Below are 12,885 nucleotides of genomic sequence, written 5' to 3'. Positions count from 1 at the left end.
GGCTACATCGACAAAGGCTCGCCGGTGATAACCATCCGGGCACTGGCCACATGTTCCGGATGGCGCCCGATGGTTTCAGCAAAGGCGCAAAGCAGGGAATCGTCGGAAAGGAAGAAGTCCAGGACACCGGACTTCACACCATCATCATTGACAATGTCGCGGAGCTGATCAGGCATCATGCCTGTGAGTGTTATAAAGCGCTCGAGATCTTCTGCATGACCGGCAAGGTACTGGACGGCCTCAATACAGATAGAATGGGCCTCTTCCTTAGAAATTGATCTGTTTGTGATGCCGATCATTAACCATATCCTGTTTGATTCAGTAAGTTTGCGTTTCTGAAAGAATTCACCTCTAGAATGTCCGATCAGATAACGCTTTAAAACGGGGACATCGGATATCACTGATGATAGCCGATTCCGAATAGGGGACGATATGGCAAAACGTGTCCTGATCGTGGAAGACAATGAGCTCAACATGAAGCTTTTCCACGATTTGCTCGAGGCTCATGGCTATGAAACCGTACAGACCAGAAATGGTTTGACTGCGCTTGATCTGGCGCGTGAGCATCGGCCCGATCTGATCCTGATGGATATTCAGCTTCCTGAAGTATCCGGTCTTGAAGTGACCAAATGGCTGAAGGAAGACGATGAGCTGAGGGCTATACCGGTTATTGCCGTTACAGCCTTTGCCATGAAGGGTGATGAGGAGCGGATCCGGCAGGGTGGGTGTGAAGCCTATCTGTCGAAGCCCATATCTGTTGCCCGGTTTATTGAAACGGTCAAAACTTATCTCGGCGATGCATAAAGGCCAATTTTCCTATGACTGCTCGTGTTCTTGTTGTTGATGATATCGAAGCGAATATTAAGCTTCTCGAAGCGCGTTTGATTGCTGAATATTTTGAAGTTCTGACCGCATCTTCCGGTCCGGAAGCCCTGAAGATCTGTTCCGAAGCAGCCTGCGATATTATCCTGCTTGATGTGATGATGCCGGGAATGGACGGATTTGAAGTCTGTCGTCGCCTGAAAGCTGACCCGAAAACAGCGCATATCCCGGTTATCATGGTGAGTGCGCTTGACCAGTCCGATGACAGGGTGAAGGGGCTTGAAGCCGGTGCCGATGATTTTCTGACAAAACCGGTCAATGACGTGACCCTGCTGACCCGTGTGAAGAGTCTTGTTCGCCTCAAGATGATGACGGATGAACTCTATATGCGTGCGATGACGGGGGAGGCGATCGGGCTTGATGCCAAGAATTTCTCCATGGACCAGTTTGATGTGGATCCAGCGCGTATTCTGGTTGTTGATGAGCGTCGCAGCTCTGCCGAGCGGATCGGGCGTGTTCTGGATGCACAGAACATTGTTGATCTTCAGTCCGATGCTCATGATGCCCTGTTCCAGGCTACAGATGGCAATTACGACCTGTGCATTGTCAGCTTGTCCATGCGCAGTTTTGACGGACTCCGGTTCTGTTCTCAGATCCGCTCGCTTGAGCGGACCCGGACGTTGCCATTGCTGGTGATGGCGGATTCAGATGATCATCCAAAATTGCTGCGGGCGCTTGAGCTGGGTGTGAATGATTATCTGCTGCGTCCTATCGAGCAGAATGAGCTGCGGGCACGTGTCCGGACCCAGGTTCGTCGGAAGCGTTTCACTGATGAGCTGCGCCACAATGTGGAAGCAACCATGGCCATGGCGGTAACCGACAGCCTGACCAGCCTCCATAATCGCCGCTATCTTGAGAGCCATCTGTCGACCCTCTTCAAGGAAGCTGAGCGAAGAGGCAAGAACCTCTCCATCATGGTTCTGGATATCGACCACTTCAAGTCCGTCAATGATACCTATGGGCATGATGCGGGCGATGTGGTTCTGAGGGAGTTTTCCCAGCGCATTCGTTCTATTGTTCGCTCAATTGATCTGCCCTGTCGTCTAGGCGGAGAGGAATTTGTCGTGGTCATGCCGGATACTGATCTGGACATGGCAACGGGTATTGCCGAGCGTGTGAGGGAAGAGATTGCCATGCGCGAATTTACGTTGCGCGAGCTGGATAAGCAGCTTCCTGTTACTACAAGCATCGGCGTGGCGACTTTGCAGCCGGGCGACAAGACACCTGAAGATTTGCTGAAACGGGCTGATGTCGCGGTCTATGATGCCAAGAGAGCCGGTCGGAACCGCGTGATTGCCGAAGCCGCATAAGGGCACGACGTGGCGCTGTTTCTACCGGATCGATTGTTGCTTTCGGGCCTCTGTCTCTTGAATTCAAGCATCTGATAAATAATATCTATTTTCTCTGCGCACTTCGTGTCTGTGGCTGTTTTATGGCTTTTGTAGAGACACTGTTGATGCTCCGGATATCGTTTTTCTCTGTTCTGTTAAGGTTAAGGGTTTACTAAACGACTAAGATTAGTCGCCTCAAATTGCATGCAATCTTGCTTTTTACGCTAAACGGCGTAGTCTTCCACTCAGACAGAAAAGCACGCGTTAACAACAAGAGCAGCGATAGACGGAAGTTATTCTGTTATCGCCACGCGTTGCTTTCAGATACCCTACGGAATGCTCAGGTCCGCCGCATCTCCTGGGTCCGTGGGGTTTGACCGGTCGGGTGAGGCAGGAGTGGCCTCCTCACGCCTCTGGATTCCCGACCGGTCACCCTCTTTTCAAAGACAGTTCTCGATCGTATCCGGCCTTTGGTTGGGCCTCGCAGCTCTGCAGGTCACGCTTCCCTCAAGAGCATTTTGTGTGACAACGGTGTCACCCCAAATGCTCTATCTCCCCAGGCACTCTATCGTGTTGTTTCCACCTATATTCCTAGCCGAAAGCTGCACGTACGTTTCGAGAGTATGCGCCAGCCTGGATCTGATATGTGCATCTGCTCGAACGGGCATAAAAAAAGCACCGACTTGCGGTGCTTTTTGTTTTCCGGGGAAGGGCGATCTTACTTGATCTTCGCTTCCTTGAACTCGACGTGCTTCTTGACGACCGGATCGTATTTCCGCTTCACCATTTTCTCGGTCATTGTGCGAGAATTTTTCTTGGTGACGTAGAAATACCCTGTGTCGGCCGTGCTGACGAGACGGATCTTTACGGTCGTCGCCTTTGCCATGACTTGGAATCCCTTGATAAACCAAATGGGCCGGGCAGAAGCCCGGCTCTCTTCAGGACGGGAACCTACTGATTGTTGCCGGATTGTCAAGGCCGGAGTTTGCTGTGATCCATGAAGTGTGCATTCAAGTGCTTTCAGAAACCGGCTGAACCCTCAAACGGTGTGCTGCATAGAGGAAAAAAGTAAGGAAAGCCGCAGCAGACAGAAGCGGAAAACCGTAAACAGGGCTGACATCCAGCACGATGCCAGAGAGTGGCGGACCTATAATCATCCCCAGAGAATAGGACAGCACAAAGGCGGAATTGGCTCCGGCAAGTGCGTTGCCCGTCAGGCGGCTGCCAAGATGGGCCAGGCCGACCGTATAAAGACCTGCTGTGATTCCTCCCCAGACAAAGAGAATGGTTACGGCTGCCCAGAACGACGTAATGACAAAAGGCAGAAACACGAGGCCAGCCGTCCCGACAAGGGCGATAGCCGTCAGCAGAACGCGCCTGTCCATTCTGTCGGAGAGAAAACCGATTGGCAGCTGAAAGACAACGCCGCCAAGCATGACTGCTGTCAGGAGGAGACTGGCATCTGATTCCACATGCCCTGTACCAAGGCCATAAAGCGGCATCATGGCCATGACGGAACTTTCCGAAAAGGCAAAGACGCCGACGGCAAAGATAGCCAGAGGAACCATGAAGAAATATTTGAGTGGCTGGGTCGGCTGTTCACGCTCCAGTCTGGGTGCATGATGGCGTGCCAGAATGGCGGGGACGGCTCCAAACAGAATGAGACCGGCACAGATGGCAAAGGGCAGAACACCCTGTGATCCGGTCAGGGACAGGGTCAGGGTTCCAATAGCAAAGCCGACGGACAGACTGGTCGCGTAAATAGCCATCCAGAAGCCACGGCGGTGGCTTGCGGACCCGGAGACGATCCAGAATTCAGACAGGATAAAATGGACGGTCAGGCCAAACACGATTGCGAAACGGATGGGGAACCAGGCCGGTATCCACGATATGAAATAGAGAGACAACACCAGCCCGGCTGTGAGGAATGGCGTCAGAATCATGGTCAGAGACACGCCAATATGCCGGGCAATTGTTGTTGTGATCAGTGTAGAGACCAGAGCGCCTATGGCACCAATCATGGTGTTGAGGCCGATCAGGCTGTCTGAGAAGCCTTTGGCCTCAAGAACCAGGCTCAGAAGCGGCGACATCAGGCTAAGCCCCATGCCGACCGATGTAATCGATGCCACTGCTGCCAGCAGAGGAATAACAGCCTGCTTGTCAGCAGCAGGCGGGGAAGCAGACAAAGTCATGACAGCGCGAATCCGGATAAAATTAGATTTCGTCGCGGATCATGCCTGAAGGTCGCCAGTAATAATAGGGGGCAGGATGGTCGGGAGAGAGATCCGGATCAATGCGCATCCGCTCTTCCAGATCTTCCAGTATCTGGATGGTTATACCCGGCAGTTTGAGGTTAAGCGCTTCCGGGATTGTCAGCCAATGCAGATCTTCAAGCTCTCCGGATGGCCCTGTGCCGCTCTCAAGGCGGGCAGAAATCGCGCTCGCATCGACGATGAAGAACCGTGTGTCAAAGCGTCTGTTGCGGCGGGGAGGCGTAATAGCCCTGGCCAGAAGCCGGAAAGACGAGAGATCGGGAAGGATGCCGCGAGCGCCAAACTCGAACCAGTCCGCAGGCATGGAAGGCGCAGGGTCGACGGCGCTGCCAATCAATAGTCCCGCTTCCTCATAGGTTTCCCGGATGGCGGCGAGTACAAGAGCTCTGGCCCGGGATGGGCGAGGGCCGCGTTTCATGTCTTTCAGCAGCTTGGCTTCAACAACCGGGTTCAGTTCTTGAGAGGCAGGAACCCGGCCATCGCCACGATCAACACGCCCGCCGGGAAAAACATAGAGACCTGGCATGAACTTGTGCCGCATGTGCCTGCGCCCCATCAGCAGGCGGGGCTGTGACGGGGTGCTGCGGTCAAGGATAATCAGTGTTGCGGCATCTTTCGGCCGCAACAGGGGATAGTCCGTATTCCAGTGCTTCTCTGCTTCCTTTGTCAGCCGAGCACTGGTCTGCGGCTTATTTGTCGTCTGTGAACTCGACACCCGGATCACCGTTCTTGTCTGCGTAGGGGTCAAAGCCATGCATGTAGAGCGCCCATTGCAGGCCAACGATAGACCCCTTGATTGGCCGCAGGAAGGCAAGTGTCAGCAGAACAGAAAGCGGACCCCAGATTGCAGTATGAACCCAGAGAGACGGCTCATAAGTCGCTTCCAGCCAGAGAACCGGGAAGATGATGATATGGCCGAGAATCAACACCGTGAAATAGGGTGGGGCATCATCGGCGCGGTGGTGGCTGAGGTCTTCATTGCAGTGATTGCAGTTGTCGGCCACTTTCAGAAAGCTCTTGAAAGCGGATCCTTCGCCACATTTCGGGCATTTGAAGCGCATGCCGCGCCACATGGACGTCCAGACAGACCGCGGGGGACGCTTGGCATCATGGTGCATTTCGGTGACTGCCATTTCAGGCTCCTTCTCACGAGCGCTTGCGTTGACTGCGCCCGTTACGTCGATTTCCCTTATCTGCAAGGCGAGACCCGCGCCTGCGACGAGCGTTCCGGATCGATCGTTTTGCGTCGATCTGTGATCGCTTCACCCCCTCACTTAACAGTTCAAAGCGCAATGCGCCAGCCATGGGGGCTGCTTCAATAAGTCTCACCTCCACGTTGTCTCCAAGGCGGTGGCCCTTGCTTGTGCGTTCTCCGATAAGGGACTGGCTGGCTTCGTCATAAATGAAGTAGTCATCACCCAATGTGGAAATGGGTACAAAACCGTCTGCGCCGGTCTCTGACAGTTTCACAAACAGGCCTGCTGAGGTCACTCCGGCGATCCGTCCTGTAAAGCTCGCACCGATCTGGTCGGCCATGAAAGCGGAAATCAGGCGGTCGATTGTGTCACGCTCGGCTGCCATGGCGCGTCGTTCCGTGCCTGAGATCTGCTCTGACACAGTCTTCAGTGTGGCTTCGGCGTCGGAGGGTAATTCTCCTGCGCCCAGTGACAGGGCCCGCACCAGCGCACGGTGGACAATCAGGTCCGCATAACGACGGATCGGGCTGGTGAAATGGGCATAGCGTCTCAGGTTGAGGCCAAAATGCCCTATATTCTCAGGATTATATTCTGCCTGGCTCTGGCTGCGCAGGATAACCTGATTGACCAGATCAGCATGTTCCGTTTCTGCAACACGCTGCAGAATGTGATTGAAATGCGATGGTCGCAGATTGCCGGATTTCGAGAAGCTGAGATCGATACTGGTCAGGAATTCCCGTAAGGCCTCCAGCTTCTGAAGGGACGGAGTGTCGTGAATGCGGTAGACGAGTGGTGTTCGCTGCTTCTCAAGAGTTTCAGCTGCTGCCACATTCGCCTGGATCATGCACTCTTCCACAAGGCGATGCGCATCGAGGCGATCAGGGACGATGACCCGGTCGACGGTCCCGTCGGGTTTGAGCAGGATCTTGCGTTCCGGCAAATCCAGGTCCAGAGGCTCACGGGCATCACGCGCCTTCTTCATAGCGTCGTAGCAGGCCCAGAGCGGCTTCAGGACCGTCTCCAATAATGGCGCGCTCCGCTCACTGGGGTCGCCATCGATAGCGGCCTGAGCCTCGGGATAAGCTAGCTTTGCAGCTGACTTGATCATCACCCGGTGGAAACTGTGACTTTTCTTTCGACCACTCTTGTCCAGAATGATCCGCAAAGCCATGGCCGGGCGGTCAACGCCTTCCTTCAGCGAGCAGAGATCATTTGAAATCCGCTCGGGCAGCATGGGAACGACCCGGTCGGGGAAATAGACCGAATTACCGCGATGGAGAGCTTCCTTATCGAGCAGGGATCCCGGACGCACATAATAGGAGACATCGGCAATGGCCACATAGAGCACAAACCCGCCGTCATTGTCGGATGACGGATCAGCCTCGGCATAGAGGGCATCGTCATGATCCTTGGCGTCAGCGGGGTCGATGGTGACGAAAGGAATATGCCGCCAGTCCTCGCGCCTGCTCCAGTCCGCTTCTGTTGCAGCATCAGCTGCTGCCAGAACCTCACTTGGAAAAACATGCGGAATCTCATGAGCATGAATGGCGATCATGCTGACCGCCTTCTCATTGTCCATATTGCCGAGCGTTTCCTTGACCCGTCCGCGCTTCAGGCCGTGCCGTCCGGCCTTGGTGATCTCCACCTCGACCAGATCACCATCCTTGGCCTTTCCGGCCCCGATGGCATCGACAACAATCTCATCCTGCTTCTTGGAAACCGGGATGATGCGACCGCCGCCGGGCATGGCCCGGAAAATACCCAGCACTGGCGGGTTCTTTTTCTCAAGGAGCTTCATGGGCCGGGCCGCATAGGCAAAACCGGCATCAGGCTCGGGTGGTTCCGTAATACGAGCCAGAATCCGATCACCCAACCCGGGTTTCGGGGCATTGGGGCGCTTGCTGTCGAGAACCAGAACGCGGGGAGGATCTCCAAGATCATCCTCATCCCATTGCTGGGGCAGGGCGACCAGATCTCCATCAGAACTCAGTTCATGAACGGTCAGGACCGTGACGGACGGCAGTTCCCCGCGTTTGGTCAGGCGTTTTCTATGCCTGACGAGAACGCCGTCATCCGTTAGCTCTTTCAGAAGCTTCTTCAGAGCGATTTTGGCTGCGCCTTTCAGACCAAAGGCTCGGGCAATTTCCCGTTTTCCTGACTGGCCGGGATGTTCGGCGATAAAGGCGAGAACATCTTCCCGAGAGGGCAAGCCGGGCTTCTTGCCCTTCGGTTTTTTCATTTTGGCCAAATGGTCTGTCTTTCCCGTTCAGGCCGGCTGATCAACTGGCGGTCTTTTTGGTCCGCGTGGTCTTCTTGGCCGTTGTTTTTTTGGCAGCAGTTTTGCTTTTCGTGGTTTTGGACTTGCTGGTTTTGCTCTTGGCGGCAATCAGTTCAAGCGCCTGTTCCAGCGTTACGGCCTGCGGGTCGCTGTCTTTTGGCAGAGTAGCGTTGACCTTGCCATGGTTCACATAAGGGCCATAGCGGCCATCTTTTACCGTGATGGCACCGCCATCCGGATGGTCGCCCAGTTCTTTGAGAACCTGTGCAGCACCACGACCACGACCGCCTTTTGCAAGCTTTTCGGCAATCAGGGTAACCGCGTGATTGAGGCCGACGGTGAAGACATCCTCGACTGATGGCAGATTGGCATAGGTCTTCTCGTGCTGGACGAACGGGCCATACCGACCGATCCCGGCGGAAATCATCTGCCCGCTTTCGGGATGCAGGCCAACTTCGCGTGGCAAGGACAGGAGTGAGAGAGCCTTTTCCAGATCAATACTGTCTGGTGACCAGCCTTTCGGGATGCTGGCCCGTTTGGGCTTGGCTTCTTCGCCAATCTGCACATAGGGGCCGAAACGTCCGGTTCTGAGGCTGATATCTTCACCACTTGCTGGGTCCTGGCCGAGAATTTTCGGACCGTTGTCAGCGTCTGCAGCTTCGCTGTCAGACTGAGACAGCTGCCGTGTATAGCGGCAGTCCGGATAGTTGGAGCAACCGATGAAGGAGCCATAGCGGCTGAGTTTCAGCGACAGGCGGCCGTCATCACAGGTCGGGCAGGATCGAGGGTCACTGCCATCTTCCCGCTCCGGGAAGATATGCGCTGCGAGAATGTCGTTGAGTGCATCAAGCACGTGGGTGACGCGCAGTTCCTTGATGTCATCCACACTTGCGGAGAAGTTCTGCCAGAAATCGCCGAGGACAGCCCGCCAGTCGAGATCTCCGGCTGAGATCGCATCAAGCTGTTCTTCAAGACCGGCTGTGAAATCATACTGGACATAGCGCTCGAAGAAACTTTCAAGGAATGCGGTAACGATCCGGCCCTTGTCATGCGGGATCAGTCGTTTCTTGTCGATCTCCACATAACCGCGGTCCTGAAGCACTGAAAGGGTTGCCGTATAGGTGGACGGGCGACCGATGCCGAGCTCTTCCATTTTCTTGATGAGCGTTGCTTCGGTATAACGGGGAGGCGGCTCTGTGAAATGCTGTGAAGTGGTGACTTTCTCGCGACTTGCGGTCTCTCCGCCGTGAAGCTCGGGCAGGCGCTTTGAATCCTCGTCCTGCTCATCATCCTTGCCTTCCTGGTAGAGGGTCAGGAAGCCGTCAAACTTCAGAACAGATCCGTTGGCTCTAAGGGCAACAGTGCGGCCGGATGCTGTGGCGTTGATATCAGCCGTGGTGCGCTCCAGAAGGGCAGAAGCCATCTGACTGGCGATGGTCCGTTTCCAGACAAGCTCATAGAGGCGGGCCTGATCGGCATCGAGATAAGAGGCCACGTCTTTCGGGTGGCGGCTCATATCCGTGGGGCGGATGGCCTCGTGAGCCTCCTGCGCATTCTTGGCCTTGGTGTGATAGTGCCGTGGCTTTTCCGGCAGATACCGGTCGCCGAATGACTTTGCGATTGTTGACCGGGCTGCCTGTACAGCTTCCGGCGCAATCTGCACACCGTCGGTACGCATATAGGTGATGAGGCCGACGGTTTCTCCGCCAATCGAAATGCCTTCATACAGTCTCTGCGCGACCTGCATGGTGCGGGCGGCCGCAAAACCAAGCTTGCGGGAGGCTTCCTGCTGCATGGTGGACGTGGTGAAAGGCGGCTGCGGGTTCCGCTTCTGCGGTTTCGCCTCAACAGCTGCAATGGTGAAGGACGCAGAATTGAGCAGACCTTCGATTTCCGAGGCCTGGGTTCCGTTCGGGATATCCTGACGGCCAAGCTTCTTGCCATCAAGACCGACGACCCGCGCTTCAAACTCTGCATTCCGTTCGGATTTCAGCGTCGCCAGGATGGACCAGTATTCCTGCGGCAAGAAAGTTTCGATTTCCCGCTCCCGGTCACAGACAAGACGGAGAGCAACGGATTGCACACGCCCGGCAGAGCGGGCACCGGGCAATTTGCGCCAGAGAACCGGCGACAGGGTGAAGCCCACAAGATAGTCAAGGGCGCGGCGCGCCAGATAGGCGTCAACCAGATCGGAATCAATGTCACGCGGGTTGTTCATCGCCTCTGTCACCGCCTGTTTGGTGATGGCGTTGAAGACAACACGCTGGACCGGACGGTCTTTCAGGGCCTTTTTCTCGTTGAGAACCTGCAGCACATGCCAGGAAATGGCCTCTCCCTCGCGATCAGGGTCAGTTGCGAGGATCAGGCGGTCTGCCTTTTTGACAGCGGCCGTGATGTCGCTCATGCGCTTCTTGGACTTGCTGTCCAGCTCCCACGACATTGAGAAACTGTCGTCCGGGCGCACGGACCCATCCTTGGCAGGCAAATCGCGCACATGCCCATAGGAGGCCAGAACCTGATAGTTCGAACCCAGGTATTTGTTGATCGTCTTGGCCTTAGCCGGTGATTCTACAATGACAACGTCCATGAAGGCACTTCACTCAAACTGGTCCACGATTGCACAGCATTGCTCCATTCATATGGATTTGCTGCCCACAGTGAAATGACGTCACAAAGCGCTCGGGTCAAGAGTGCATTCCGATAAACCTGTATTTCAACCTATAATCGTTAAAGTGGTTGTATTTGACATAATGCAATTAAAAAGATTATTTTGTTGTATCTGGGGGAGGCATCAGGCACCATTCATTCGGTGATGTCGAACCCGGCATCCTAGTCCTTCAGAATGGCTGACCATGACGAGTAACAGTGTGAGTTCAGAACCGACCGATCGCCAGATTGCCGAGCACATTAGCCACTATCTCAAAGAGATGATCGGTATGGCGCGAGGGGCTGACCTGATTTTCCTGGCGCATTTGCTCGAGATGGCCAGGCAGGAAGCCGTCGCTTCCGCAGACGGTGTGGTCACAAAACTGGATAAAGATCTGGTCTCTCAGAACTTTGAGCCACCGAAGGCACGGTATCGCTGACCTGTCAGGTGTTCCGGTCTGTCGCTTTTTCCACCAATGCCGTGAGATATTTTCCCACCTGTGACAAGAGGACTTTTGGCCTAGAGGATGAGTGAGACAAGCTGTGAGCCGTGCCGTTCCAACCGCCCGGCCAGGTCAAGCTCAAGCAACAGGATTTGGACTGTTCTGGCATCAAGCCCCGTATGGTCGATAATATCATCAACAGAGACAGGTGTTGGTCCGAGCGCTGCTATCAGAGCCTGTCGGTCTGTTTCGGGCAGGTCTGTATCAATGGGCGATGTATAATCCGGCTCTTCTGCAATGAGCATGCGATCATCAACAGGCCGTCCCAGCAGCGGCATCACATCTGTCACAATGTGATTCGGTTCTGCGACAAGAGTTGCCCCTGACCGGATGAGGTTGTTTGTGCCTTCGGCTCTCGGGTCCAGCGGTGAGCCGGGAATGGCGAAGACCAGGCGTCCCTGTTCCCCGGCCAGCCGGGCGGTAATCAGGGTTCCGGACCGACGGGCCGCCTCGACCACCAGCACTCCATAGGCGATTCCGGAGACAATCCGGTTGCGCCTTGGAAAATCCCGAGCACGGGCCGTCCAGCCAAACGGCATTTCGGAAATGACCAGGCCGCGCTCTGCAATCGCATCGAACAAAGCCCGGTTCTCCGGAGGGTAAAGCTTGTCGAGACCTCCGGCCAGAACGGCAATGGTGCCATGCTCCAGCGCTGCCTTGTGAGCGGTTGTATCAATTCCACGGGCAAGGCCAGACACGATGACCAGACCCTGTTCACCCAGTTCTCGTGCGAAGCGATCCGTGAGTTTGCTGCCGCTGATGGATGCGTTTCGGGAACCGACAATGGCCAGCGATGGCCGGTCCGCCATATCGCTTTGCCCGCGAATTGCGAGAAGGGGTGGAGGCACGTCAAGAGATGCGAGAAGATAGGGATAGCCGGGCTCTCTCCAGGCTACAAATCGTGCCCCACATCTATCAGCATGGGTCAGCTCTCTTTCCGCCAACTCCTGCGGACAGACGCGGATCTGTTTCTTTGACCCACCCCTGCGGGACAATTCCGGCAGGGCATCCAGTGCGGCGGCTGCGCTTCCGAAGTGATTGACCAGTTCGCGAAAGGTTGTCGGGCCGACGTTTTCGCTGCGGATCAGCCGCAGCCAGTTCAGCCGCTGGGTTTCTGTCAGCTGTCTCCGGGCCGGATGCGTGGGCGGCCGGAGATCAAGCATGACTATTTCCCGATTCGGCTTTCCTCACCCTTGAGCAGACGCCGGATATTGGCGTGGTGCTTGATCCACAGAAGGCATGTGAGAAGGGCAAAGAGTTCCGCAAGCTGATGTTCACCAATCCAGTAAAGAGCCACAGGTGTAAGAAGGCTTGCAACAAGCGCTGATAGAGAGGAATACCGGCTTATGACGGCTGTGGCAATCCAGACCATCCCAAAAAATACAACCAGAAGAAATTTTAATCCGAGCAAAACGCCAATATAGGTTGCGACGCCCTTACCACCCTTGAACCCAAGCCAGACGGGGAAAAGATGGCCGATAAAGGCCCCAAGTCCGGCGATCAATGCTGTTTCAGGGCCCCATAACCCCGCTAGCAGTACAGGAGCGGTGCCCTTGAGAGCATCAAACAGCAGGGTAAGGGCTGCAAGGCTTTTGCGGCCGGTTCTCAGTACATTGGTTGCGCCGATATTGCCTGATCCGATGGACCTGACATCACCCAGACCTGCAAATCTGGTGATGATCAGGCCGAACGGAATTGATCCGAAAGCATAACCGAAGGCCAGTGCGACCAGATAATATGGCCATGCGAGCTCCCAGCTGATCGGATCGGGCATGA

Annotated in this window: 12 protein-coding genes; 3 read left to right on the top strand and 9 right to left on the bottom strand. The window is 55.2% G+C overall.

The genetic code is table 11. From position 1 onward, the window contains the following. Positions 1-2 precede the first annotated feature (2 nt). On the bottom strand, positions 3-299 hold the full coding sequence (locus RA157_RS01020; protein WP_350334628.1) for a DUF3572 domain-containing protein: 297 nt from the start codon (positions 297-299) through the stop codon (positions 3-5). Positions 300-432: 133 nt separating this feature from the next. On the opposite strand from RA157_RS01020, the gene RA157_RS01015 reads away from it, so the two are divergent. Next, positions 433-804, top strand: coding sequence for a response regulator (locus RA157_RS01015; RefSeq protein ID WP_350334627.1), 372 nt, complete (start codon positions 433-435; stop codon positions 802-804). 14 nt (positions 805-818) lie between these two features. Next, positions 819-2,192: a PleD family two-component system response regulator gene (locus RA157_RS01010; RefSeq protein ID WP_350334626.1), complete on the top strand. Its 1,374-nt coding sequence runs from the start codon at positions 819-821 to the stop codon at positions 2,190-2,192. Positions 2,193-2,931: 739 nt separating this feature from the next. Here the strand turns inward: RA157_RS01010 and rpmG are convergent. The 6 genes from rpmG to topA form a co-directional block, all read right to left on the bottom strand. Next, positions 2,932-3,099 (bottom strand): 50S ribosomal protein L33, encoded by a 168-nt coding sequence (gene rpmG, locus RA157_RS01005; RefSeq protein ID WP_350334625.1) that lies wholly within the window; start codon positions 3,097-3,099, stop codon positions 2,932-2,934. 124 nt (positions 3,100-3,223) lie between these two features. Next, positions 3,224-4,405 (bottom strand): MFS transporter, encoded by a 1,182-nt coding sequence (locus tag RA157_RS01000; protein WP_350334624.1) that lies wholly within the window; start codon positions 4,403-4,405, stop codon positions 3,224-3,226. Positions 4,406-4,427: 22 nt separating this feature from the next. Further along, on the bottom strand, positions 4,428-5,201 hold the full coding sequence (locus tag RA157_RS00995; RefSeq protein ID WP_350334623.1) for an NUDIX hydrolase: 774 nt from the start codon (positions 5,199-5,201) through the stop codon (positions 4,428-4,430). Continuing rightward, positions 5,176-5,619 (bottom strand): DUF983 domain-containing protein, encoded by a 444-nt coding sequence (locus RA157_RS00990; RefSeq protein WP_350334622.1) that lies wholly within the window; start codon positions 5,617-5,619, stop codon positions 5,176-5,178. The genes RA157_RS00995 and RA157_RS00990 overlap by 26 nt, the downstream gene beginning before the upstream one ends. A 13-nt stretch (positions 5,620-5,632) precedes the next feature. Beyond that, positions 5,633-7,921, bottom strand: a complete 2,289-nt coding sequence (gene rnr / locus RA157_RS00985; protein WP_350336248.1) for a ribonuclease R — start codon at positions 7,919-7,921, stop codon at positions 5,633-5,635. A gap of 40 nt (positions 7,922-7,961) precedes the next feature. Beyond that, positions 7,962-10,547, bottom strand: coding sequence for a type I DNA topoisomerase (gene topA / locus RA157_RS00980; RefSeq protein ID WP_350334621.1), 2,586 nt, complete (start codon positions 10,545-10,547; stop codon positions 7,962-7,964). A gap of 265 nt (positions 10,548-10,812) precedes the next feature. Here topA and RA157_RS00975 point away from each other — a divergent pair, with 265 nt between their 5' ends. Continuing rightward, on the top strand, positions 10,813-11,046 hold the full coding sequence (locus tag RA157_RS00975) for a hypothetical protein (RefSeq protein ID WP_350334620.1): 234 nt from the start codon (positions 10,813-10,815) through the stop codon (positions 11,044-11,046). A gap of 80 nt (positions 11,047-11,126) precedes the next feature. Here the strand turns inward: RA157_RS00975 and dprA are convergent, their stop codons facing one another. Together dprA and plsY are read right to left on the bottom strand one after the other, a co-directional pair. Next, positions 11,127-12,272, bottom strand: coding sequence for a DNA-processing protein DprA (gene dprA, locus RA157_RS00970; protein WP_350334619.1), 1,146 nt, complete (start codon positions 12,270-12,272; stop codon positions 11,127-11,129). 2 nt (positions 12,273-12,274) lie between these two features. Continuing rightward, a complete protein-coding gene (gene plsY / locus RA157_RS00965; protein WP_350334618.1) occupies positions 12,275-12,883 on the bottom strand; it encodes a glycerol-3-phosphate 1-O-acyltransferase PlsY in 609 nt (202 codons plus the stop codon). Between the last annotated feature and the right edge of the window lie 2 nt (positions 12,884-12,885).

It is taken from the genome of Coralliovum pocilloporae (genome assembly GCF_030845175.1).
Classification (GTDB): domain Bacteria; phylum Pseudomonadota; class Alphaproteobacteria; order Rhizobiales; family Cohaesibacteraceae; genus Coralliovum; species Coralliovum pocilloporae.
This window is presented reverse-complemented; position numbering and strand designations above follow the sequence as displayed.